The sequence below is a fragment of the Agarivorans sp. Toyoura001 genome (assembly GCF_005405585.1).
Taxonomy (GTDB): domain Bacteria; phylum Pseudomonadota; class Gammaproteobacteria; order Enterobacterales; family Celerinatantimonadaceae; genus Agarivorans.
Map to the genome: position 1 here is coordinate 40,425 of NZ_BJEQ01000002.1, position 22,393 is coordinate 62,817.

Annotated in this window: 24 protein-coding genes and 1 pseudogene; 12 read left to right on the plus strand and 13 right to left on the minus strand. The window is 42.4% G+C overall.

Annotated elements, in window-relative coordinates:
* Positions 1 to 174: 174 nt before the first annotated feature.
* From FFR00_RS03475 to FFR00_RS03495, 5 genes are all read left to right on the plus strand, one after another.
* The gene (locus FFR00_RS03475) at positions 175 to 483 is read left to right on the plus strand and encodes a hypothetical protein (protein WP_137671985.1); all 309 of its coding nucleotides are present in this window, start codon (positions 175 to 177) and stop codon (positions 481 to 483) included.
* Positions 484 to 595: 112 nt separating this feature from the next.
* On the plus strand, positions 596 to 1,027 hold the full coding sequence (locus tag FFR00_RS03480) for a DUF3429 domain-containing protein (protein WP_161985081.1): 432 nt from the start codon (positions 596 to 598) through the stop codon (positions 1,025 to 1,027).
* Positions 1,028 to 1,039: 12 nt separating this feature from the next.
* Positions 1,040 to 1,441, plus strand: coding sequence for a thiol-disulfide oxidoreductase DCC family protein (locus FFR00_RS03485; RefSeq protein WP_137671987.1), 402 nt, complete (start codon positions 1,040 to 1,042; stop codon positions 1,439 to 1,441).
* A 28-nt stretch (positions 1,442 to 1,469) separates the two neighbouring features.
* Positions 1,470 to 1,724 (plus strand): DUF3081 family protein, encoded by a 255-nt coding sequence (locus FFR00_RS03490; RefSeq protein WP_137671988.1) that lies wholly within the window; start codon positions 1,470 to 1,472, stop codon positions 1,722 to 1,724.
* A 131-nt stretch (positions 1,725 to 1,855) separates the two neighbouring features.
* On the plus strand, positions 1,856 to 2,347 hold the full coding sequence (locus FFR00_RS03495) for a DUF962 domain-containing protein (protein ID WP_137671989.1): 492 nt from the start codon (positions 1,856 to 1,858) through the stop codon (positions 2,345 to 2,347).
* A 233-nt stretch (positions 2,348 to 2,580) separates the two neighbouring features.
* Here FFR00_RS03495 and FFR00_RS03500 read toward each other — a convergent pair whose 3' ends face one another.
* From FFR00_RS03500 to FFR00_RS03510, 3 genes are all read right to left on the minus strand, one after another.
* Positions 2,581 to 4,149 (minus strand): polysaccharide lyase family 7 protein, encoded by a 1,569-nt coding sequence (locus FFR00_RS03500; RefSeq protein ID WP_137671990.1) that lies wholly within the window; start codon positions 4,147 to 4,149, stop codon positions 2,581 to 2,583.
* 897 nt (positions 4,150 to 5,046) lie between these two features.
* A complete protein-coding gene (locus FFR00_RS03505; protein WP_137671991.1) occupies positions 5,047 to 5,226 on the minus strand; it encodes a hypothetical protein in 180 nt (59 codons plus the stop codon).
* Between the two features lie 91 nt (positions 5,227 to 5,317).
* Positions 5,318 to 6,238: a hypothetical protein gene (locus FFR00_RS03510; protein ID WP_235836151.1), complete on the minus strand. Its 921-nt coding sequence runs from the start codon at positions 6,236 to 6,238 to the stop codon at positions 5,318 to 5,320.
* Between the two features lie 137 nt (positions 6,239 to 6,375).
* Here FFR00_RS03510 and FFR00_RS03515 point away from each other — a divergent pair.
* The 6 genes and pseudogenes from FFR00_RS03515 to bluB form a co-directional block, all read left to right on the plus strand.
* A pseudogene (locus FFR00_RS03515) lies at positions 6,376 to 6,576 on the plus strand (VF530 family DNA-binding protein); the annotation flags it as partial.
* 120 nt (positions 6,577 to 6,696) lie between these two features.
* Positions 6,697 to 7,632: a lipid kinase YegS gene (gene yegS / locus FFR00_RS03520; protein ID WP_137671993.1), complete on the plus strand. Its 936-nt coding sequence runs from the start codon at positions 6,697 to 6,699 to the stop codon at positions 7,630 to 7,632.
* Positions 7,633 to 7,678: 46 nt separating this feature from the next.
* Positions 7,679 to 8,365 carry an adenine nucleotide alpha hydrolase gene (locus FFR00_RS03525; RefSeq protein ID WP_137671994.1) on the plus strand — a complete coding sequence of 229 codons (687 nt, stop codon included), beginning with the start codon at positions 7,679 to 7,681 and terminating at the stop codon, positions 8,363 to 8,365.
* A 235-nt stretch (positions 8,366 to 8,600) separates the two neighbouring features.
* A complete protein-coding gene (locus tag FFR00_RS03530) occupies positions 8,601 to 9,224 on the plus strand; it encodes an NAD(P)H-dependent oxidoreductase (protein WP_137671995.1) in 624 nt (207 codons plus the stop codon).
* A complete protein-coding gene (locus FFR00_RS03535; RefSeq protein WP_137671996.1) occupies positions 9,221 to 11,164 on the plus strand; it encodes a monovalent cation:proton antiporter-2 (CPA2) family protein in 1,944 nt (647 codons plus the stop codon). The genes FFR00_RS03530 and FFR00_RS03535 overlap by 4 nt, the downstream gene beginning before the upstream one ends.
* Before the next feature lie 143 nt (positions 11,165 to 11,307).
* Positions 11,308 to 11,961, plus strand: a complete 654-nt coding sequence (bluB, locus tag FFR00_RS03540; protein WP_137671997.1) for a 5,6-dimethylbenzimidazole synthase — start codon at positions 11,308 to 11,310, stop codon at positions 11,959 to 11,961.
* 697 nt (positions 11,962 to 12,658) lie between these two features.
* On the opposite strand, the gene FFR00_RS03545 is transcribed toward bluB, so the two are convergent.
* The 6 genes from FFR00_RS03545 to FFR00_RS03570 all read right to left on the minus strand — a co-directional run bounded on the left by FFR00_RS03545 (position 12,659) and on the right by FFR00_RS03570 (position 18,604).
* Positions 12,659 to 13,021 (minus strand): YgiW/YdeI family stress tolerance OB fold protein, encoded by a 363-nt coding sequence (locus FFR00_RS03545; RefSeq protein ID WP_137671998.1) that lies wholly within the window; start codon positions 13,019 to 13,021, stop codon positions 12,659 to 12,661.
* 248 nt (positions 13,022 to 13,269) lie between these two features.
* Positions 13,270 to 14,511 (minus strand): HAMP domain-containing sensor histidine kinase, encoded by a 1,242-nt coding sequence (locus FFR00_RS03550; RefSeq protein WP_137671999.1) that lies wholly within the window; start codon positions 14,509 to 14,511, stop codon positions 13,270 to 13,272.
* Positions 14,480 to 15,151: a response regulator transcription factor gene (locus FFR00_RS03555; protein WP_137672000.1), complete on the minus strand. Its 672-nt coding sequence runs from the start codon at positions 15,149 to 15,151 to the stop codon at positions 14,480 to 14,482. Before FFR00_RS03555 ends, FFR00_RS03550 begins: the two co-directional genes overlap by 32 nt.
* Positions 15,152 to 15,231: 80 nt before the next feature.
* Complete coding sequence (locus FFR00_RS03560; RefSeq protein ID WP_137672001.1) at positions 15,232 to 15,594, minus strand: YgiW/YdeI family stress tolerance OB fold protein; 363 nt, start codon at positions 15,592 to 15,594, stop codon at positions 15,232 to 15,234.
* A 153-nt stretch (positions 15,595 to 15,747) separates the two neighbouring features.
* Positions 15,748 to 16,895 (minus strand): IS3 family transposase gene (locus FFR00_RS03565; RefSeq protein ID WP_137672002.1). Its coding sequence is split into 2 segments (ribosomal slippage): positions 15,748 to 16,658 and positions 16,658 to 16,895, totalling 1,149 coding nucleotides; the frame shifts between segments, so codons are not numbered across the junction.
* A 611-nt stretch (positions 16,896 to 17,506) separates the two neighbouring features.
* Positions 17,507 to 18,604 carry an alkene reductase gene (locus FFR00_RS03570; protein ID WP_137672003.1) on the minus strand — a complete coding sequence of 366 codons (1,098 nt, stop codon included), beginning with the start codon at positions 18,602 to 18,604 and terminating at the stop codon, positions 17,507 to 17,509.
* Positions 18,605 to 18,792: 188 nt separating this feature from the next.
* Here FFR00_RS03570 and FFR00_RS03575 point away from each other — a divergent pair, with 188 nt between their 5' ends.
* Positions 18,793 to 19,446, plus strand: a complete 654-nt coding sequence (locus FFR00_RS03575; protein WP_137672004.1) for a DsbA family oxidoreductase — start codon at positions 18,793 to 18,795, stop codon at positions 19,444 to 19,446.
* Here the strand turns inward: FFR00_RS03575 and FFR00_RS03580 are convergent.
* Genes FFR00_RS03580 through FFR00_RS03595 form a run of 4 tightly spaced genes read right to left on the minus strand, consistent with a single transcriptional unit; the run spans position 19,443 to position 22,385 of the window.
* Entirely contained in the window at positions 19,443 to 19,931 is a 489-nt protein-coding gene (locus tag FFR00_RS03580) for a chalcone isomerase family protein (protein WP_137672005.1), read from the minus strand. The genes FFR00_RS03575 and FFR00_RS03580 overlap by 4 nt on opposite strands.
* Positions 19,924 to 20,397 (minus strand): DUF2878 family protein, encoded by a 474-nt coding sequence (locus FFR00_RS03585; protein ID WP_137672006.1) that lies wholly within the window; start codon positions 20,395 to 20,397, stop codon positions 19,924 to 19,926. Before FFR00_RS03585 ends, FFR00_RS03580 begins: the two co-directional genes overlap by 8 nt.
* A gap of 7 nt (positions 20,398 to 20,404) precedes the next feature.
* On the minus strand, positions 20,405 to 21,628 hold the full coding sequence (locus FFR00_RS03590) for a cyclopropane-fatty-acyl-phospholipid synthase family protein (RefSeq protein WP_137672007.1): 1,224 nt from the start codon (positions 21,626 to 21,628) through the stop codon (positions 20,405 to 20,407).
* Between the two features lie 22 nt (positions 21,629 to 21,650).
* A complete protein-coding gene (locus FFR00_RS03595) occupies positions 21,651 to 22,385 on the minus strand; it encodes a DUF1365 domain-containing protein (RefSeq protein WP_137672008.1) in 735 nt (244 codons plus the stop codon).
* Positions 22,386 to 22,393: the final 8 nt, after the last annotated feature.

Below are 22,393 nucleotides of genomic sequence, written 5' to 3' on the forward strand. Positions count from 1 at the left end.
AGAGGGGATGCATTTACTGCATTCCCTCTAAATAGTAAGCCTCTGTTTTATCTCGTCATTTACAGCAAAAAAAACAAACTGACATAAATACTTATAAAAAAAAGACTGTTACATCTGCTATACCTTAACTATTCAAATGACTAAAAAACACTCAACATTTAGGAGGCGCTTGCAATGACTATGATCAGCGCTAAACAGTTTTCAGAATGGTTATGCGACCGTTTCGCCGAAGACAAAAAAGGGGTTTGTTTGTCGCGAGAAGACATTAACCACCTTACTGGCCGCCAAAGCTTTTCACTGGGTTTTGTGCACGATATTCACTATGAACTCATGCCTCGTGGTATGGCGTTTGTTACCGACACTAGCCGTGAAACCTTTTATTTGGTTCCCATTCAGAAACGCAATTGGCGTGATCACCTAGAAAAACAATACGAGCGAGAGCTATTTTGCAATGTACTACCCTTGGATAAATCGGGTACCTAAGGCTTTACTTAGTTGTAACCATATACCCCACTAAGCTTGCACCTTTAACAAGGTCGATCCAAATGCCTGCTTACTACGTTTAATAAAGTAGTAAATCGTTAAGGACGGTATTTTGGACAAACTACAGCGCACAATCACTTTTTTAGGATTCGCAGGGTTAAGTGTTTTCATCGCTTTATGTTTGGCCACACTAATGCAAATAAAGTTGTTCACACACAGCCCTCAGCAATTGTTTGTTGGATATAGCGCAGTCATCTCAAGCTTTCTTTGTGGAAGCTTGTGGGCGCAAGCATTAAACGGCGAAAGCCATAGCAGTAAGCAACTAATTATTAGCAACTTACTGAGTGTACTCAGCTTTGTATGTTTAATGCTAAATTCCACCAGCAGTGCACTCACTTTACTGGCTGGTGCTTATATAGTTGTTTATTACCGTGAATGGCATAGCCAACCACCTAGCCGCTTTAGTCCGTCTTACCAACGTTTACGATTAATTTTAACCTGCGTAGTGGTGAGCACTCACCTACTAATACTTGCCTACCAATAAACCGGAGTACTTATGCAATTACGAATTTTTTATGATGGCCAATGCCCTTTATGTGCAGAAGAAATGCGTCAACTTAAGTTTTTTGATCACCGAGAGCTAATTGAATTACAAGACATCAACCAAGCTGAGTTTACCGACAAATTTCCACACATAAACCGAACAGAAGCCAGCGATATACTACATGCAGAAACCGAAACTGGGACATTGTTACTAGGCTTAGATGTTACCGCTCAAGCTTGGGGGCTGGTGAATCAAAAGCCATGGATACAACTGCTACGCACCCCGCTATTACGTGGAGTATCTGACAAAGCCTATTTGGTGTTTGCTAAAAATCGCTTCAAAATATCACGTTTGTTAACTGGCAAAGCCCGTTGCGATGAACAAAGTTGTGGCGTAGGTAAGCAGTTTGACTAAACCATGCTAAACATTTTAGGAGAAATTGATGCAACGCGTTGTTGATGTAAACCTAGCGCTTCGAGTATATGAAAAAATTACCCGCTTAGGCATAAAGCAGGGTGAAGGCTACCTGTATCAAGGTTTACAGGCTAGCTCCGATTGGGATGGTTACACCATTGTGCTCAGTAACCAACAATTGGATCTTAGTGTATTTTTTCACAATAAATACCAGTTTTCGGTGCATGACGATAAAGCGATAGATAGCTTTATAAAACAACTCAAACACCTCGACCAAGGCTAATTACTTGGCCACGGTATACGCTTCTCCATTGCCACATGAGATCTTGATCTCAAGTTCTAGTCTTCGGCTAACTGGTCAGAGCTGCAACTGTTATGGTAACAAACTGTTAACACTTAGCAGGATGCCAAGTTATGCCAAAACCCGTGCAGCAATGGTTTAATGAATATGCCGTGAGCCATAAAAACCCTACCAACAAAGCCATTCACTGGTTTATGGTGCCTGCCATCTATTTCAGTATTGTTGGCCTTTTATGGTCTCTGCCTTTATCAGCATTTGTCAGTGATCAACAACTTTCCCCTTGGATAAATGTCGCCAGCCTTTTAGCTCTGCCTATTCATTGGTTTTACTTACGCTTATCCAAAGCACTCGCGTTGGCGATGGCTTTATTCACCCTGTCGTGTTTTCTATTATGCGATTTGATCAGTACATTGAGCCCAATTCCTCTTTGGCAATGCAGTATCTGGATATTTGTAGTGGCCTGGATTGGTCAGTTTATTGGCCATAAAATTGAAGGGAAAAAGCCCTCATTTTTTGAAGACATTCAATACTTACTGATTGGCCCTTTATGGTTAATGGGCTTTGTCTTTGACTACTTAAACATTGAATATAAAGCAAAAAAATAAGCGGTAACTGCAGCTTAGTCTACCTAGTCGTTAATACTTATTGCTCCACCGAGTTCTGAGCGGTTTGCTGGAATAGCTTGTTCCTTGGTTGCAGCTGAATGAGAAAGAGGAGGAAAGAGCAAGCCCACTTAACGAAGAAGAGTGATTAAGAAAGCCGCTAAATTTAAATCCTAATAAAGAAAAACCCCGCTCTGAGCGGGGTTCTTTTTTACAAACAGAGTGATAACTAAAGCTTATTTCTCTGTGTATGTATCATGAGAGGCTTCAAGCTTGTAGAAGGTAGCTTGAGCGTAATCGTCTAAATCACCAGAGATGTTTTGATTGTAAACACCAGCTTTAAAGTACATGTACTTGCCGCCAACATCGTAGCCACTGTCACTCATGTCAACTACCTGAACGGCGTCTTCTTTGCCTTCACGCATAACACTAACTGTCATCATGTTGCCAACCACTTCAATACGGTAGCTGAAGATCTCACCTAGAGCGATACCATCCTCACCAACCTCAGCTGTCAAGCCACCCACTAGCGGATAAAAATCCTCTTTTGTGGCATCTTGGCTTTCATGTGCAAAGTAAACAGCACCTGTTGCTTGGTTTGGCAGTTTACGGTAGTACAAACGAATTGGCTCATCGTTTTGGTCGTGGATTTGACCAATGATAAAGCGACCTACTTCATTAGCTTTACCGGTAGTCGTAGCGTGGTCAATTTTCAGGGTTGCTTCTAAAACGCCATCAATACCGCCAGCCGCTTTTAAGTCTGCTTCAGGAGCGCTTGAGAATACCCAGTTGTTTTTGTTCACACCTTTAGTGCTATGTGACATGTTACCGCGACGTAGCATCTCACGAAGCTCGGTACGAGCATACTTGGTATTTTTAGAGGTACGAACACCTTTCACGTAAGATTTAAATACTAGGCCACCATCATCAGCGGTGTAGAAAATCTCGGGGTGTTGGTAACCGTTTGCTAAGTTCCATTCAGACACGTCGTCTGGACGTTCATTTTTATCATGGTCGAAAGGCTGAGATAGGTACCAGTATGACAAATCAAAGTTTTCGCTCGGTGCATTACCTGCTAGAGGGGTTGCTGGCAAGCTTGGTGTTGGCGGAAGCTCACTACGCGAACAATTTACCGTAGTATCACATGGGTATACTGCTGGCTCACCAAAATCACCTGAACGAAGGTTTTTACGCGATTCTTTATACGCTTTCTCTGCCGCTTTCATTTCGGCAATCATTGATGCTTCAGCAGCAACAACTGCTGACGTAATGATGTGGCTTGAAGGACAAGCATTAATGTCACAGTTCACGGCGGCTAGTTCAGTAACACTGTTCCAACCATTTTTAGTATTGCCGTGCCCAACGTATTTTACGTAACGTGCATTTACCGCAGGCTCAAACTGAAAGCGCTCTAGACCAAGGGCTTTACCCGAACTCATTTGGCTTTCGAGTACAGTAGTCCAGTTTTCACCATCAACACTCATTTGGATATCAAATTTAGATTGGCGCTGGTTACCTTTACTAAATGCAGCTTGAACGGCATCAAATTCTTGAACAGAACCAAAGTCCAACATTGCCCATTCACCGTCACCCGCTGAAGACCAACGCGTTGTAAGATCTTGGTCCAATAAACGGTCAGGGCCGTTACCATCGTGGCTACTTGCTGTAACTGCTACTGGCGTTAATAAAGCTTCACCCGTTTCCTTGTTATTAACGAACTCATTAACAGGATCAGAGGTTGATGTACAACCTACAGCTAAAAAAACAGACGTTGCTAACAAGCTTTTAAGATAGATATGTTTCATTTACCCATTCACCTAATGTTGTATAAATCGATGATGCATTTTGTAGTACAAAACCAATTTAGCGCTGTGTATTGATGTGGAAATAACAGCTATATCCTTTTCCACATTATCTAAAACCCTATACAATAGTGTTTTCAAACTCTAACGAACATCAATTGTAATATAATTTAATAATACAAATGTGACTAAGTATTGATAAATGCGATTAAGGTCTAATACCGTCGTCCGAATAGTGATCAATGTTCAAAAAATACAGCTTACATCGAAGCTTTTCTTAAAATGCTCATGCTTAAACTACCAATAGATACCAGCCTTTATATCGAAGGTGATGCCCTATTAATGTCCAAACTAAAGATAAAATAAGCGTATTGTCAGCCTTAGCGACAAAATTTTTACCTCAATGAATAGTGTGGTTGATAGGATTCTCAATCTTTGTACAAACTGTGTCGCTCCATTCTTTTCGGCGCCATAATTCGCAAGCTAAACGCTTCAATAATGGCAAGGCTCGCCATCTTGAGTATTGGTCTAGGTCAACATTCCAAAGCACTCGAACGCGCTTGCAGCTCCCTACCCAAGTAATTTGACTAGCGCTTAATTAATCTTCTAACCATGGTGTTGAGTCAATACAACTTGGAGTTCAATGCCGCCGGTACATTAGGTTTATCCAAGCTCTTAGCGCTTGCTATGCTCAAGTTTACTTTAAGCGGCTTTTTGCTCTGTAATGTCATCAACACACTAAGCTCGATTCCAATTTAGTCATGCACTGGGATGACTTTTATTATGATGGAGTACTTCAACCTGTTGAACACATATAGAGGGGGGAGCTATTGGAAAGTATTCAATATGGCACATTGAATAAAAAGCAAAAAAATAAGCCGCTACTGCGGCTTAGTCTACTTACACTTTAATGTTTATTGTTTCGCCTAGTCCCGGTCGGCTCGCTGGCGCGGCCTCAGGAACATCAGCTGCGGCAACTAATTCTTGTACAGCTTTACCGTCTTGCTCTTGTTGGCTTTTAGCCAACTTGGCTGAAATCACTTCCATTGATTGAGAAGTGCTTGCACCATTGATTTCCATTCTACCTCCTGATTCCTGGTCATCGCTTCTGTAGCGGCTTTATTGAGAATAACTTTAGCTTTCTCGACCACAAAAGATCTTTTTTATGCTGCTACTCTTCACAAGTTTCGGTCGTCAGCTGGTGTTCACCAGCATCCTCACCTTCGGCAATAATAAAGTCGCTAAGTAATTGATAACAAATCGCTTGGCCCTGTTTATCAATGGATTTTATGGTGATCAAACCACTGTTACCAGAACGGCGGTTACTCCATTGCTCTTTCGCATCCTGCTTGGGGGCTTTCATCAATTTTTTCATCGCCTTGGCGTACTGTTCTCGGTCGGTTTCAGTGAGGCTGTCGGCATTTTTGAAGCCCAAACGCTCAGTGGTGTTTTCACCTATTTTACCAATGAGATTAAATGGCGAAGTAAGAATGCCGCCTACAAAGCCTGATACCAAACCACGGCTTGCTTCTTTTCCGGCTTCTTCAGCCTTACCTACTAGCTCATCGGCACTGGCGATCATCTCTGGTATCTCTACTCGTAAGGCTTCACTTTCAGCCAAAATAAGCGGTACTTGAGGCACCACTTTAGCTATTTGTTGGTTAGTGCCTCTCACCGTTGTATTAGTGTCATCAACTCGCTTTAATACTGCGGGTAGTTCACCACGCCACGCATCCGATTCAGCCAAAATTGGCTCTATTGCTTGGCTAATCGTGGTAACTTCATCAATGATTATGGGCAACTGTTGGTTAATAACATCAATACGCTCTAGTACTTCTGGAATCAACGCTTGGTAACCAGCGCTTTGCTCAATGATTTGTGGAATGAAAGTTTTAAGCTCGGCGACCTCTGCCACTATCGGGTCTACTCGTTGTGCTGTAGCGTCTACTTTTTCCAACAACATGGGTAACTGCTCACGAAACTGGCGTAACTCTAAAGTAAAAAAAACAATCGCCGCAGCCAAAGCAAACAAACCAATACTTGTTAGTATTCGCACTAAACGAAGCAAACCTTCCATAAAACATCTGTCCATCGTAAAAAATCCACTTCCAGCTTACCCTATAAAACCCGTTTAAGGGTGAGCCTATTAAGTAAAACTTTGTCGTTTTACTTTTCCCGCCATAAATAGGAGCTGTTACAATAAGCAAGAATTTACTATTGGCTACCAGCATGACCCAAGAAAACAACCCTCTGCACGGCAAAACCCTTGAAAGCATTCTAAAAGAACTGGTCGATTTTTATGGCTGGGACGAATTAGGCGCGCGGATCAATGTTCGCTGCTTTACTCACGACCCAAGCATTAAATCTAGCCTGAAATTTTTGCGTAAAACTCAATGGGCCCGCGATAAAGTAGAAAACTTATACTTGCGAATGAAAGGGCAAGCGTAAACAGATTGTTTGTTCACAAATCGCCGACAATACTAGCAACATTTGCGCAGGCTACTTATAGTGGAAGTAACCACTAAGATGTTGATTAAATAAGGGCTATTTGTGGAACTTAGACTAATACTCAACGGCAAGAAAGCACACCTTCCAGATATTCGTGAGGCAGTCTCTCAGCTGCGCCAGCAAGGGCACAACATTCAAGTGAGAGTCACCTGGGAAGGTGGCGACGTAGAGCGGCTAGTCGCCGAAGCACACCAACAAGGTTGGAACTCGCCAGAGAAAAAACTAATGATTGGCGGCGGTGATGGCTCGGTACAAGAAGTGGTATCAGCCTTAATGCTCTATCCTGCAGAGCAGCGCCCTAGCCTAGCCATTTTGCCCCTCGGTACCGCCAATGACTTTGCTACCGCTTGCCAGATTCCTACTAATCCTTTAAATGCCATCACCTTTGCCTTGGAACATTCTGCGCAAATGGTGGATGTAATAAGCGCTAAAGATTTAGAGAATCAACAACAGTACTATTTTATGAACGTACTCACCGCCGGTTTTGGCGCACAAATCACCGCCGAAACACCGGTAGAGCTAAAAAACTTTTTAGGTGGTGGCGCTTATACCCTCTCTGGAATAGTACAAGCCTTGAACTTTAAGCCTTATGTGGGAGAACTTAGTAGCCCTGATAAAAACTTTAACGGTGGTTTAATCATTGGTGCGCTTTGTAATGGCAAGCAGGCCGGCGGCGGTCAAATACTGGGGCCAAATGCTTACTTAAACGACGGTTTGATGGACATATGCATTGTGCGGGATTTCCCCGCTACCGCCTTAAGCCAAGTACTGCAAGAAGCCGCTGCTTTTGGCAATGGCGACATCCAAAACGGCGAGTATATTGTGACTTGGCAAACTCCTTGGTTAGAGACTAAATCAGAACAGTTTATACCCACAAACTTAGACGGCGAACCGCATAAGTTTAATCATGCCCGTTTTGAAGTTGTACCAAATGCGCTGCCGCTAATCATTGCACAAAACAGCCCATGTTTATGCTGAATAAACTCCATCGCCTTTGGGCTGTTTTCACTGTTAGGCTTACACCATGAGAAAGAACGTTGTTATTAGTTGGTCATCAGGTAAAGACTCTACGCTCACTCTTTTGCGGCTGCTTAAAGACCCAACATATAAGGTTACCGCCTTATACACCACACATGTGAAAAACGACGTTCCATTTCAAGCAACCCCTTTAAACGTTGTGCAAATGCAAGCAGACCTTATTGGTTTGCCTCTCATCACCATAGAGCTTCCAGAGGTTTTTCCCAGTAATCACATTTACCAAAGTACCGTGATTAATGGGCTGAAAAAATCGGGTGTTGCGATAGATGCAATAGCCTTTGGAGACATGTTTTGTAACGGTATTGTTGATTATCGAAGAAGTTATATAGAACCCGCAGGATGGGAATGTGTTTTCCCCTTGTTAGGCGAAGCTTCAGAATCACTGGCTGCAGATATTCTTAGTAGCGGTATTAAGACATTTTTAATCACTGTTGATAGTGAACGCTTACCAAGAGAATACTGTGGCCGAGAATACAACGAGGAACTGCTTAGTGAACTGCCACCAGATATTGACCCTTGTGGTGAAAATGGAGAGTTTCATACCTTAGTGGTGCAAGCGCCTTACTTTAACGGACAAATAAACTTAGAGCTGTTACATGTAGAGCATCTGCAACGTTTCAGCCATCAAAGATACAAGGCGACTTCGGTAACCAACACCAGTAAATCAAACTAAGTGCACAACTAAGCACCATGACTAAAGAAGGGATCAACTAGCGCTATTTACGGCACTATTTACGCACAATACGCTGCCCATGAAAAAACCGATGTAAATGTCTGCTATAACTCACTATGGTGAGTATTGTTACTCAGGCCTTGGTTTGTTGCAGCTTTGTCACTCGTTCGCAAATATACCAATATTAGAAGCCGTTTTAATGCTGCCCTTTATCTAGGCTTAAAAGGAATTATCAATGCCCCAGCAAAATCAAAAAGTATTAGTGTTATTTGCTCACCCCTCGCAAGACCGCTCAGAAATAAATCGGCCTATGTTTAAGCTAGCTAGCAACATTGAAGGGGTAACAGCGGTAGATTTATACCGCGAGTACCCTACTTTTCGCATTAATGTAGATAAAGAACAACAGCGCTTATTGGAACACGACATAGTGATTATGCAGTTCCCTTTATATTGGTATTCTACTCCCGCTATTTTAAAAGAATGGCAAGACTTAGTACTGGAATATGGCTTTGCTTATGGGCACGACGGCAAAATGCTACATGGCAAAAGTTTACTCTGTGCCATCACCGCTGGCGGTGCCGAAAACGCCTACTGCGATAAAGGCTATAACCACTTCACTATTCGCGAACTATTACACCCGCTAGAACAAACCGCATCACTCATTGGCATGCGTTACTTAGCGCCCTTTGCTTTATTTGCCTCGCGAACGGCTGCAGAAGAGCAACGAGTGGGTGTTCATCTAAATAATTGGAAAAAGCTATTGGTTAATCTTGTTGAAAACAAGGTGGATTTAGAACTGGCCAGCCGCTTAGACAAGCTCACTCAGCTTCCTAATAACTTGTTCAAGGAGGCCTTATGACCGGTTATTTTCTACAAGCCTTTGTCTATCTTATTGCTGCTGTATTAGCGGTTCCTTTAGCTAAAAAACTCGGTTTGGGCTCGGTGCTGGGTTATTTAATTGCTGGTGTCATTATTGGGCCAGTAATCGGTTTAGTTGGCACCGAAACCGCCACCATTCAGCACTTTGCAGAGTTTGGCGTGGTGATGATGCTGTTTGTGGTGGGACTAGAATTAGAACCCCGCATGTTATGGGATATGCGCCACAAGCTCATTGGTTTAGGCGGTCTGCAAGTATCGTTAACTACCATTGTGGTGATGGGTATCGCCCTAGCCTTTGATTTACAGTGGACCATTGCGCTCGCCATTGGCCTAATCTTTTCGCTGTCTTCTACCGCAATTGTGCTGCAAACCTTTAATGAAAAAGGCCTAAATAAAACTGATGGCGGCCGTTCGTCGTTTTCGGTGTTGCTGTTCCAAGATATCGCCGTAATTCCCATGCTGGCGCTTATTCCGCTGCTCGCATTACCAGAGTTAATTGAAAAAGCCGAGCAACTGGGCCAAGCCGCTGCCGAACATGGTGACAGCTTAAATCTAGTGGCTCACCTCCCCGGTTGGGCCTATGCCCTGGTGGTTGTGCTAGCCATTGCAGCCTTAGTGATAGGCGGCCATTATCTTAGTCGCCCCCTGTTTCGTTATGTAGCAAGCTCTGGCCTGCGTGAGATCTTCACTGCCGCTACTTTAATGCTGGTAATTGGCATAGCAGCGTTAATGGGCTTGATTGGTTTATCGCCGGCATTAGGCGCGTTTTTGGCTGGGGTAGTATTGGCCAACAGTGAGTTTAGGCACGAGTTAGAATCCACCATCGAGCCCTTTAAAGGGCTGCTGTTGGGGCTATTTTTTATCACCGTTGGCGCAGGCGTAGATTTTGGGGTACTACAAGTTCATTGGCCTAAAGTTATCGCCATGGCCTTAGCGGTTATGCTAATTAAAGCCTCAGTACTGTTTGTACTGGCCATCATCTTTAAAATTAAAAACAGCGACCGTTGGTTGTTTGCACTTAGTTTGGCGCAAGCGGGTGAATTTGGCTTCGTATTACTTAGCTATACCGTCCAAAACCACGTTATCCCTCAAGACATTGCGCAAATACTGTCTTTGGTTGTGGCCTTCTCCATGTTCTTAACCCCTAGCCTGTTTATTCTTTACGACAAAGTGATATTGCCGCGTTACGAAGAAGCCGAGAACCATCAAGAACCCGATGAAATTGACGAAAAAGGCACGGTAATCATTGCCGGTATTGGTCGTTTTGGGCAAATTGTAAACCGCTTCCTAGTGGCCAATGGCATAAAAACCGTGGTGCTCGACCACCAAGTTGCTCAAGTAGAATTGATGCGCAAAATTAACATCAAAAGCTACTTTGGAGACGCCACACAACCCGAGTTATTGCACACTGCAGGCATTGAAGAAGCCAAGCTCATGGTAGTCACCATTGATGATAAAGAGCGGGTAAGAGACATTGTTAAGTACGTAAAACATAACTTTCCACATGTGCGCTTAATGGTACGTGCCTTTGACCGTGGCCACGCTTACGAGCTTCGTAGCTTAGGAGCAGACCACATTATTACCGAAGCCTACTACTCGGCGCTGGAGATGGGCGGTCGAGCACTGTCTGAACTAGGCTTTCATCCGTTTAAGGCTGAACAGCTTAAAAATGCTTTCGACCAAATTGAAAAAGACAACAAAGAGAAGCTTTATCAAACTTGGCTGGCGAGCAGCGAAGATAACCGCTTTAGTAATGACTATCGCGATCTGTTTTTGCAACTAGAAGATCTGTTAGGCAAAGCCATGAACAAAGACCGAAGTGACGGCCACTCTCTAACCGATAGAGGCTGGACGCCACCGCCTAAAAACTATTTAGACGATTTTGAGCAAGACCAGCCAAAGGCTGATGATAAACCTTAAACTTAGGTTTTAATGAACTAACAAACAGGCCAAAGTATTGGCCTGTTTTTGTTTTCATACCCTGTTTCGGCCGCCCTGAATAAGTTGAACCCCGCAGCCCACTCAGGTTTAATGTGGCCAAATAAGCAATAATAAAGAACAGTATGAACATCAGCCAAGCCGAAAGAGATGCACTTTACAAAGTGATTTATTCGCGCAGAGACGTGCGTAAAGACTTCATCAACAAAGCCATTCCACAAGATGTTGTTCAACGAATTCTGGCGGCGGCGCATCATGCACCAAGTGTCGGTTTTAGCCAACCTTGGGATTTTATCTTAGTGACCCAAGAGCAAACTAAACAGGCGATTAAACGCGGCTATCAAGCCGCCAGTGCCGAATCGGCCAAGCTTTTCTCTCAAGAAAAACGCGATACCTACCAACGCTTTAAACTAGAAGGCATATTAGAAGCCCCACTTGGCATTTGTGTTACCTGCGACAGAGAACGCAATGGCCCAGTAGTGATTGGCCGCACCATAAAACCAGAAATGGATTTATACAGCACCGTATGCGCTATTCAAAACATGTGGCTGGCCGCTCGTGCCGAAAATCTCGGCCTAGGCTGGGTAAGCATTATTCATGATCAAGTATTACGCGACACCCTTGCCATTCCCGAGCGTTTAGAAATTATTGGCTACCTGTGCCTGGGCTATGTGTCGAGCTTTAGCGAAAAACCAGAGCTAGAACAGTTTGGCTGGCTACCTAGAGAACAACTAGACCAACTGGTTCACAATGAAAAGTGGACAGATAAATCTAAGTAAACGAAGCAGTGGTCAATCTGGTGTAATGCCACAACACATAAGCTAAGGCTCACTGCCATACTCGTTCGATTGATTTGACTCAGCCCTATTCTGGCCTAACACGGATTTGCCCCAAAGTGAGTTAGGTACGTTTTGAAATTGTGACCAATTTTCTATTGACCGACACATTGAAATGTTGAACTTTCATTTTCTCGTTGAGATGAAAGAGATAAAAATGGAAAATATTTAGCAAAGCATATTTTCCATTTTATGTAGAAGGATGCTTATTCTACTTTTACTCAGTACTCTCACCTTCTTCAGCATCAATTTCATTAATGCTTTTAATACTATCTTGAATTTGTAAATATGTACTCTCAACCGCGGACTTAACATTACTTTTAAATTGCTCTGCGTGGCCTTGAATTGTCTCGTTAGTTTTACTCATTGCCGATACAACATCGCCTTGAATTTCAATGATGTTGCCTTAAATAGTTTTTTCTGTATTTTCTACTACAGATTCAATGTTGGTATGTACATTCTCGATTTGGGTCTGAATGCTTTTTAAAGATTCATCCTCTAATGCGTTATAAATATAACTACTATAAGTAACTAGTGCATATATAGTCAGACCGATAAGCCCAGATAAACATACAGCTACGGATGCGAAAGTCTTAATTATCATCTTCTTATCAATAATTTTCATTCGTTTAGCTAGCATTTATTGATTGATTAATAACGAGTCAGCATCAATCGAAATCTGTTTCCATTCTTTATCTACTTCACCAACGATGGTAATTATTGTTTCTGGGGTCACTGTTTGCCCCTGAAATAAATGATTGTCAATTTCAACTTGAATCTCACCTGTTTCATCTTTAAACAGGTAATTTTCATCTCCTTGCGTCGAAACAATATGGCCCGTGATTGAAACCAAGGTTTCGTCTTGTGCATCTTGAACTTGTAAAACTGTTAATTGGGGAGCAGAACTAGGGCCTTTAAATCCACCTTGTTGAATAGGTAAAATGGCTGCAAAGCTAATGCTAGAAAACATAACAAGTGGTAATACACATAATTTCTTAAACATAATTTTTCCTCACAAAATAAGTCGCTCAATAAAGGCAGGTTGTTAACTTACTCATTACGACCAAGTAAATTATTATGTGGGCATTATGCAGGTAAAGGTGTGAAGAGAACGTGAAGGTATTTTTTATATTCAAATTAAGTTTAAAATAATTCAGCAGAGTAGATTCACTCAATTTAAGGAAGGTTATATGTTTGAAGGACAGGATGCTAACAACAAAATATTAGCTAATATTTTACTGTAGGAACAACTTAAAATTGTACAAAGGCTATAAACTCTTCTCCCGTATCTTTACTAGTAAATATCCATCCCATTCGTTCGCACACGCGCTCAACAATCACCAAACCACAACCATAGCCTGCTTGATAAGTTTCGTTTCCTTGATGACGATTCGTGATGGTCAACTGTCGCTGTTGTAGGCTGACTTGAATATCTGCAACGCTGTAACTAAATGCATTTTTAATGAGGTTATTAATCACGATAGAAACAAAGGAAGATGGACACTTTATTGTGGCTGGTTGATGTAGATGTAAAGAGTAATCTAATCCTTGTTTTAAAAATAAAACCTGCAATTCATTGAGCTGTTTTCTAACTGCATCTTCTAGCTGAACATCTTTAAAATGCGCTTCTTCGATTGATTCCTTACCTAATAATAAAAAAGCTTCTGATAATACCTCCATGTCTTCGCAGGCCTGTTGTACGCGTTTAATTGCTTTTTGTGCAACAGGCAGCTGGTTGGGAATTTTTGCTAATAACTCAGCAGAGCCTTTGATCACCATGATTGGTGTGCGTAACTCATGAGATGAAAAGCGACTAAACTCGGTTTCTCGTTGGAAAAAGCCTTCAATATCCTTTTTATTATTAATAAAGGTTTGTTCTATATGGCGTGTTTCACGATATTTTGTTTGTAGTTTAGACATTTGTTGGTTAGGTTTCATTAGCGTGATTTTTTGCTCTATGGCGAGTAATGGCGAAGATATTAAACGCATAAAATAGAAACTGTAAATCACCACGCCCAATCCAATAAATAAACCGAGGAATATAATATAGGTATGTAGACTTTCTTCATATATATCTAAAAAATCATCGGCATCTTTTTTAAAGACAATATACATCAACCCCTTACCTGAAGGGTGGTTTGCGATAATAAAGTGTTTGTCCTCTGAGTCTAATAAGTGCTCATTAAAACCAATCTGCTGGAATGGAGCTAACCAATCAGGTACTTCACGTTCTGTCCAATAAGTATCAAATTCAGCGGTGTTGGGCAACTTGGTAGCTAAACCATAGATGGCATATTCTTTCTCGTAACGATCTAATTCAGTATCTAGCCAATGATGCAAACTAATCATTTCAAGTTTGCTTTCAGCAAGATAAACAGTTGAGCCGAAAAAACAGAAAATAACCAACAATGAGATGCTTAAATGGCGTCTTATGTGGCGATAAATGCTCGGATATTGTTTGTTATTCTGATTTAAGTCGGAAGCCTTGCCCATGAATAGTCTCTAGTCGGGATTCATTTTGCCCTTCAGCAAGTTTAGTGCGCAAGCTATATACATGACTTCGCAGTGCATCACTAGAAGGACTTTCATCTCCCCATATTGCTTGTATGACTTCTTGTCGACTCGCAATATTGGGAGCTTTTTTAAGTAACACTTTAAGAATGGTTAATTGAATTGGACTCACTTTAATCATTTTACCAGCGCAATTCACTTCTCCACTTTTAACATCAACACTGATATCCGCAAAGCTTAATTGACCAATGTTTTGACGTACACCACGATGGGAAAGAGCATGTAAACGTAAACTCAATTCTTCTAATGCAAAGGGCTTTACTAAATAGTCATCACCTCCAGCTTTGAAAGAAGCTATTTTATCTTCAAGCTGATCCTTAGCAGTTAAGAACAAAATAGGTACATCACAAAATAATTCTTCTCTTAACTTTTTGACCGCAGTAATGCCATCCATTTTGGGCATCATAATGTCCATGATAATGGCATCATAGTGATTATCTTGTACTAATTGTAAGGCTGTTTCCCCATGATAAGCAAAATCAATGGTCATGCCTTCAAGTTCAAGATAATCAGCAATTGTTTCTGCGACACTATGGGTATCATCCACAATTAATATATGCATTTAGCACCTTCGTAATACGAACTTATAAAGTTGAATGATAAATAGTTACCTTACGATAGATGCTGGCTTGAATCAATCTATTATAAATTAATTGTTAATGCATCTACATCCACTGAACTATCGCTCCAATCATTATCGACTTCACCAACAATTGTCACTAACATTTCAGGCGTTACAGTCTGGTTTTTAAATACATGGTTATCAATTTCAACTAGGATACGGCCAGTTTTATCTTCAAACCAGTAATCGTCTCCACCATTTGAAAGTACAATATGACCAGTTAAAGAAACAGTCGTATCATCTTTTACTTCTAACGCTTGTTTAACTGACAATTCAACATCTGTATTTGGTCCTGAAAAACCACCTTGTTGTGCAGATTCATAATTAGCAAAACTAAGGCTAGAAAATACAATAAGAGGTAACACGATTAACTTTTTAAACATGGTTTTTCCTTAATAAATAAAGTGGGTAGTACAAATATTTATATTAAGTAACAGAGTTTTAAGTCTCGTGCTGCTCAATGTGTAGCTACTATATCTATTAAGGTGTGAAGAGAGTGTGAAGGAAAATCTGATATTTGAATAGCCACCACATCACTAGACGCTAGTTAGCCTTCTTTCATATTGCTTTTCATACTCTACAGGCGACAGTTGATTATTGGAACCATGTCTTCGATTCACGTTGTAGAACATTCCGATATACTCGAAGATATCAGTTCGAGCATCCTCTCTCGCTGAGTAGATCTTTCGCTTAACTCTTTCTCTTTTTAAGAGTTGGAAAAAGCTTTCTGCGACAGCATTATCATGGCAATTCCCACGACGACTCATACTTCCTTCCAATCCATGTTGCTTTAAAAAGGAACTCCAGTCATGGCTTGTATATTGGCTACCCTGGTCTGAATGCACTAGCACATTGTATATCGGAGAGCGCCGCCAGATCGCCATCAGAAGAGCGTCTAATGCGAGCTCTTTGGTCATTCTGCTCTTCATGGACCAACCGAGCACCCTGCGTGAATATAAGTTTACGACCACAGCAAGATAGAGCCAACCCTCATGAGTTTTGATGTAAGTAATATCGGTTACCCAAGATTGATTTGGAGCTTGTGGATCGAAGTTTCTATCCAGTTTGTTTGGGGTAACAATGTCCTCAGCCCCCGATCTGGCTCTTGGCTTTCGGTATCCTCTTTGGGATTGCAGTCCTTCTCGTTTCATCAAATGATGAACTTGATTGATACCACAAGTTTCGCCCTCATCTCGCAAGTCACAATGTATCTTTCGATACCCATAAACACAGCCAGATTCGAGCCAAAACTGCTTAATTAGTCCGAGAAGATACTTACGTCGCCTTTCTTGTTTGCATTCTGGATGCTTCAACCATGCGTAAAAACCACTTGGATGGACGTCAAGCACGCTGCACATTCGTCGTACAGCCCAGATAGGCATATTGGCTTTGATAAAGGCATACCTCAGTCGGACTGACTTGCGAAGTACACCGCGGCTTTTTTTAGGATGTCACGCTCTTCAGTCATCCGTTGCAATTCTTTTTTTAGTCGACGGAACTCTGCGTTTTCATCGGACTTGGTTTGATGAAGAGAAGAGTCTGGGCCATACCGTTTGATCCAGGCATAGAGACTATGAGTAGTTGTCCCTAAACGAGCGGCAACTTCAGCCACACTGTGACCTTTTTCAGTCACTTGTTTAACGGCTTCAATTTTAAATTCTTCAGGATATCTTTTACTGTTCATAAGCACCTCTTGGTTAGTTATTTTGTCTAACTAAAAGGCGTCTATCAAGTCAGTGGTTATTCAATTTGTATGCTGATTTGAAGAGCTTAAATTAAAGGAACATAATATGTGCGGTCGTGTAAACTTTAATTTATTACCGTACTTCCTATAATCTCATAACTCATTTTTAACCCTTTTGTACTAACTCACTTCTGTCCAAAAGTGAGTTGAGGTGGTTTGACGCATTTTTGCCCCGCCGCGACAGCCGCCGCATAGTTTAACTAATGCTTAAGTTAGTGCTACTTGTTTGCTCAGGCTTTGTTTATTATTGGCCAGCATTAGCTAATTGAGGAAACACGGTGACACCCGAATCAACATCTTCTTTGAGTGTATATGCCTTGGTGATGCTCGTTTCTGTAGTGCTTATTTTGATTGGGCGATCGTTGCGGAACAGTAAAAGCTCGCGCGGTATTTCTGCGTCCAGTAATGATACCTCTACAGGCACTGCTTTTATGGTGGTAGGTGCGCTGCTATTTCTGAGCTATTTATACAAATTTGTCCAAGGGTTATTGTAAACGCCAGCGAAAAACCACTAAGCCTTTGCTTACACAAAGGCTTAGGTTAATTGTTACTTAAGCTTGATAACTTGGGTAATCGCTTAAGCCCTGCTCGCCGCCACCAAATAGCGTGTTTGGATCGTGAGCAGCCAGCGGATATCCATGCTGCAAACGCGCAGGTAAATCGGGATTGGCCACAAACGGGCGGCCAAAACCAATCATGTCGGCTAAACCGTCTTTGATCGCTTGTTGAGCATTGTCCCCTTTATAACGGCCAGCATAAATTAATACGCCTTGGTAGGCTTCACGCAAAGCACGTTTAAAGCTTATTGGCGTATCTGGCGCATCATCCCAGTCCACTTCGGCAATGTGCAAATAAACAATATTGTGTTTGTTTAACAACACAGCCGCAGCGGTGTAAGTCTCGATAGGGTTAGCGTCTACGGTACCATTTAAGGTTGTTAGTGGCGCTAAACGCACCCCTACTCGCTCTGCGCCAATGGCATCCACCATGGCTGCAACTACTTCATCTAAAAAGCGTAAACGGTTTTCCAAGCTACCACCGTATTGGTCTTGGCGTTGGTTAGATTCTGAATCGATAAACTGGTTTATTAAATAGCCGTTAGCAGCATGCAGCTCAATACCATCAAAACCGGCTTCTATGGCATTTAAAGCTGCTTGGCGAAACTGTTGAACCACTTCGCTAATGTCATGTTGGCTCATTTCTCGCGGGGTGCTTACGTCAACAAAACCCGGTTCGTCGCTACCGTTATCAATAAATACTTTTACATTTTCGGCGGCAATAGCAGACGATGAAATAGGCTGTTCATCGTTAATGTTATCTGAGTGAGTCACTCGACCTACGTGCCATAACTGAGAAAACATAGTACCGCCCTTGGCATGCACTGCGTCGGTTACTGTCTTCCAACCTGCAATTTGCTCTTGGCTATAAATACCTGGTGTCCACGCATATCCTTTGCCCATTGGCGAGATTTGAGTCCCTTCAGATACAATTAAACCTGCACTCGCTCGCTGAGCGTAATACGTGGCCATCATTTCATTAGCCACATCACCCGGTTGGCTGGCGCGCGAACGTGTCATTGGCGGCATTACAATGCGGTTATTTAGGGTCAATTGGCCCAATTTGATTGAGTCGAACAAAGAAGTTGTCATGCTTGGGTTCCTATTATTTAGCTGTTGCCAGTTTACCAACTCTCTAGCCAGCAATTTAGCTCAAAAATCACAAATGATTTTTGTTATAACTACAACAAACCTCAAGCGGGCTCTCTCGTTCCTGCAAAGTTTGCTAATCACTGGTCGACTAGCGCATACTCATTACACAAAATTAAGAGGGTTTGTTTATGGCTGCTGGTATTTCCTTACGCATCGATATTGTGTCTGATGTGGTGTGTCCTTGGTGCATTGTGGGTTACCTGCGTTTGCAAGAGGCTTTAAGCCAGCTAGATGACAATATTAGGCCACATATTCAATGGCACCCTTTTGAGCTAAACCCGAAAATGCCCGCAGAAGGACAAAACCTTCGCGAACATATTCAAGAAAAGTATGGTAGCACTACAGAGCAAAGCGAGGCCGTGAGAGAGCAGCTAAAAGGCATTGGCAAAGAGCTTGGGTTTAGCTTCAATTTTAATCAAGACTCTAGAATTTATAACACCTTTGAGGCCCACCAATTACTGCATTGGAGCGAGCCGTACGGTAAGCAAACCGAGCTCAAGCTAGCATTGTTTGAGGCTTACTTTAGCCAAGGGAAAAATCCCTCGGACCGCGATACCTTATTAGCAATAGTGGAGCAAGTGGGCTTAAGCAGTGAACTAGCGCAGCGAGTATTAAAAGACCAACTCTACGTTGAAGAAGTGCGCAATAGCCAGCAGACCTGGCAAAATCACGGCATTCAAGCGGTGCCCGCGTTTATCATTAACAATCGTTATTTGTTGTCAGGCGCTCAGCCTAGTAAAAACTTACTGGATGCAATAAACGAGAGTTTAAGTAAGGGCTAGTTTGCCCCGGTTAACGAGCGCTGCTGTTTTGGGAAGCGGCTGTTTTCCGAGAGCCAAATATCTAAAAAGTGCTGACTAAATAGGTTGTCATCTAATGAGCCCAAATGTTCACCATTGAGATAAAAGCGCCCTTGGTTGGCCGAGTCGGCCACTAACTGTAGCTGATCACCTTTTTTTAAATCTGGCCAAATCGATGAGAGCTTGTTGAGCCATTGCTGACACGGCGATTGCTCACACACTCCTAAGCGCTGCCACTCATCTTTAGTGGCATCTACCAATTTACTGCGGTTAATTTTTCGCAGGTAATCAATTGTCAGCACCATTGGGTAGCGATGTTGCTGATACTGCCCGTCTGGACTGTGTAAACTCACATTGTAAATAGACCAAAACAACACCTTTAATCTGGCGTCGCCTACCAGTTTCATATCGCTTGCTTGGCTAAAGCTTGAGAATAATGCAATGGCTATTATTAGGGTTTTAAACATAGCGTTTCTCCAATAACGAATTAGCTAAGTAAGCAAACACACTCCATAACGGTAGCAGTATAAGCAGCCCTAACCAAAGGCCTGGCTCTAGGGTAAATACGTTGGCTAAGCTGGCTAAGTAGTAAGAAACTGGCCCCATTATCGCAACAAAAATTGGCATAAAAGGTTTAGGTAAACTGGCCAAGGTGGGCAGTAAAAGGGCAAAGCTTGCCCACAACAGCATCATAAACACAGGTAAGTTAGGCGAGCTAAAACTCAGCACGCCAAACTCTACTAGCGCGATATCGATGATAACGCCGACGACGCTTAACATGGCACAAGGCAAAAGTACCGCCCACTGATAGTTGCGTACTTGCAATAAGGCTAAGGCCACTAACCCCAGCAACATAAACCACACCGCTTGCTCGCCCCAAAAAAAGGCGGCAAACCAGTTCAGTTTAAATACAAGCAATACAGGCCATTGCATAAGCCAATTACCCTTTCACCATGGTGAGCTGTTCGGTACCAATATTGTGGCTACGGAAACCCGCTTCGCAATAAGCGAAATAGAAGTGCCACAGACGGTAAAACTGCTCATCAAAGCCAAAGCTTTGGCTGTTGTTTTGGTGTTGTTGCTGCACTCTATGATGCCAATGCTGTAGGGTTTCGGCATAATCAATGCCTATTTCTAGGCGCTGTAGAGGCTGCATTCCCTGCTTGGAAAATAGTTGCTTAAGCAGCGAAGGTGAAGGTAAAAAACCGCCTGGAAATACATATTGCTGAATAAAATCAACGCTTTTTCTGTATGCGGTAAAACGACGGTCGTCGATAGTAATCGCCTGCAGTAGCATTAAGCCACCCGCTTTTAAGCGCTTAGAGCATAACTCAGCAAAACCAGGTAAATAACGCTCACCCACTGCTTCAATCATCTCAATCGATACTAGCTTGTCGTATTCGCCTTCTAGTTCGCGATAATCTTGATTAAGCACCGTAATCAAATGGCCTAAATTACGTTGTTCGACTAACTGGCAAACATGGGCATGCTGTTTATCTGAAATAGTAGTGGTAGTGACTTTGCAGCCATAATGACTGGCCGCATACATGGCTAAGCCGCCCCAACCTGTACCAATTTCTAGCAAGTGATCATTTGATTGCAGCTTTAGCTGCTCGCAAATACGTTTGAGTTTATTGTCTTGCGCCTGTGCCAGCGTAATATCTTGGCCGCCGAAAATAGCCGAAGAATATTGCATTTGCGGATCGAGAAACGACTGGTAAAAATCATTACCCAAGTCGTAGTGAGCTAAGATGTTTTTCTTGGCTTGACGCCTGTGGTTGCGACGAAAAAAATGCTGCACTTTAAACCACGCGCTGGTAAACCAATGTAACTTTCTGTCTAAGCTGTCTAGATGATCTTGGTTGTCTGCTAGAAGCTGTAACAAGCGATGTAAATCAGAACAGCGCCACAAACCTTCCATGTAGGTTTCGCCTGCAGCAATGCTACCGCCCTTCAAAATGCGAGAAAAAACCTGAGCATCAAGAATGTGTACTTCTACTACATGAGGATAGTCTTTCTCTCCAAGGTGAACAGACTCGTAGCCCGCTTGGCTCAATAAAATTGCCCCGCCGGTTAAACCGTCAAAGGTTTTCATTACAAGATGGCGAGTAATGTCCAAGCTGCTATTTAACGATGCAGTAGCGAGCGATTTTGCAGTGGTCATAAGTTTTCCTTAACAGCAAATATCAGTGAGTTTTGTCGCTGGCTGGATGACCATAAAATGGAACTTTTTTCATCCATAACTTCAATGCCTGCCAATAAATTCCCCCTACTACTTTAAGAGTGAGCAAAGGATATGACTTAATAACGCGACTAAGGCTAGAAGAGTTTAATGGCTGCTTAATTAAATTTACTCCAGCGCTAAATTCTTTCTGTTGCCGCCAGCAGTTAATCACCACAGTAACCTGTTGTTCTACTAGCTTTACTTGCCAGTTGTAGCGCATATCCATTGGGTTGAACGGAGATACGTGAAAGGCTTTATCATGGTCTTCTAGAGTGTTTAAATCTAACCAATATTGGTGTTTTTCTTTCCATGGGGTATTGGTAACTTCGGCCAGCATGTAATCAAACTTGTCGCCATCACCATAAAGCACAAAATTAACCGGGCTAAAATACCAACCAAGGCAACGAAACTGCCCCATTAGCACTACTTGTTTAGCGCTATAATCTGGCTGAAAACGCTGCTGAGCGGCCAAGGCTTTATCGCGAATGCTGCCCGGTTGCTTGCCTAAATAGTCGCCTTCACGGAGCCGAAACCACGGCAGGAAGCGGCTGAAGTTTTTTAGCTGATTACGAACGGCTTGCTCCTCAGCTAAATCTATCCATGCATAATAGAGCTTGTAGTTAAAGCCATGCTTACGTGGCACAAAACGCTGATGAAAGGTATCGCCAAAGGCAATAGAAGAGTGTTTTACGTCCATCGTTTACT

What these genes read in the sequence shown, in the direction of transcription:
- FFR00_RS03475 (WP_137671985.1), top strand. Translation starts at nt 175, where the DNA reads ATGACTATGATCAGCGCTAAACAGTTTTCAGAATGGTTATGCGACCGT.
- FFR00_RS03485 (WP_137671987.1), top strand. Translation starts at nt 1,040, where the DNA reads ATGCAATTACGAATTTTTTATGATGGCCAATGCCCTTTATGTGCAGAA.
- FFR00_RS03490 (WP_137671988.1), top strand. Translation starts at nt 1,470, where the DNA reads ATGCAACGCGTTGTTGATGTAAACCTAGCGCTTCGAGTATATGAAAAA.
- FFR00_RS03495 (WP_137671989.1), top strand. Translation starts at nt 1,856, where the DNA reads ATGCCAAAACCCGTGCAGCAATGGTTTAATGAATATGCCGTGAGCCAT.
- FFR00_RS03500 (WP_137671990.1), bottom strand. Translation starts at nt 4,149, where the DNA reads ATGAAACATATCTATCTTAAAAGCTTGTTAGCAACGTCTGTTTTTTTA.
- FFR00_RS03505 (WP_137671991.1), bottom strand. Translation starts at nt 5,226, where the DNA reads ATGGAAATCAATGGTGCAAGCACTTCTCAATCAATGGAAGTGATTTCA.
- FFR00_RS03510 (WP_235836151.1), bottom strand. Translation starts at nt 6,238, where the DNA reads ATGGACAGATGTTTTATGGAAGGTTTGCTTCGTTTAGTGCGAATACTA.
- FFR00_RS03525 (WP_137671994.1), top strand. Translation starts at nt 7,679, where the DNA reads ATGAGAAAGAACGTTGTTATTAGTTGGTCATCAGGTAAAGACTCTACG.
- FFR00_RS03530 (WP_137671995.1), top strand. Translation starts at nt 8,601, where the DNA reads ATGCCCCAGCAAAATCAAAAAGTATTAGTGTTATTTGCTCACCCCTCG.
- FFR00_RS03535 (WP_137671996.1), top strand. Translation starts at nt 9,221, where the DNA reads ATGACCGGTTATTTTCTACAAGCCTTTGTCTATCTTATTGCTGCTGTA.
- bluB (WP_137671997.1), top strand. Translation starts at nt 11,308, where the DNA reads ATGAACATCAGCCAAGCCGAAAGAGATGCACTTTACAAAGTGATTTAT.
- FFR00_RS03545 (WP_137671998.1), bottom strand. Translation starts at nt 13,021, where the DNA reads ATGTTTAAGAAATTATGTGTATTACCACTTGTTATGTTTTCTAGCATT.
- FFR00_RS03550 (WP_137671999.1), bottom strand. Translation starts at nt 14,511, where the DNA reads ATGGGCAAGGCTTCCGACTTAAATCAGAATAACAAACAATATCCGAGC.
- FFR00_RS03555 (WP_137672000.1), bottom strand. Translation starts at nt 15,151, where the DNA reads ATGCATATATTAATTGTGGATGATACCCATAGTGTCGCAGAAACAATT.
- FFR00_RS03560 (WP_137672001.1), bottom strand. Translation starts at nt 15,594, where the DNA reads ATGTTTAAAAAGTTAATCGTGTTACCTCTTATTGTATTTTCTAGCCTT.
- FFR00_RS03570 (WP_137672003.1), bottom strand. Translation starts at nt 18,604, where the DNA reads ATGACAACTTCTTTGTTCGACTCAATCAAATTGGGCCAATTGACCCTA.
- FFR00_RS03575 (WP_137672004.1), top strand. Translation starts at nt 18,793, where the DNA reads ATGGCTGCTGGTATTTCCTTACGCATCGATATTGTGTCTGATGTGGTG.
- FFR00_RS03580 (WP_137672005.1), bottom strand. Translation starts at nt 19,931, where the DNA reads ATGTTTAAAACCCTAATAATAGCCATTGCATTATTCTCAAGCTTTAGC.
- FFR00_RS03585 (WP_137672006.1), bottom strand. Translation starts at nt 20,397, where the DNA reads ATGCAATGGCCTGTATTGCTTGTATTTAAACTGAACTGGTTTGCCGCC.
- FFR00_RS03590 (WP_137672007.1), bottom strand. Translation starts at nt 21,628, where the DNA reads ATGACCACTGCAAAATCGCTCGCTACTGCATCGTTAAATAGCAGCTTG.
- FFR00_RS03595 (WP_137672008.1), bottom strand. Translation starts at nt 22,385, where the DNA reads ATGGACGTAAAACACTCTTCTATTGCCTTTGGCGATACCTTTCATCAG.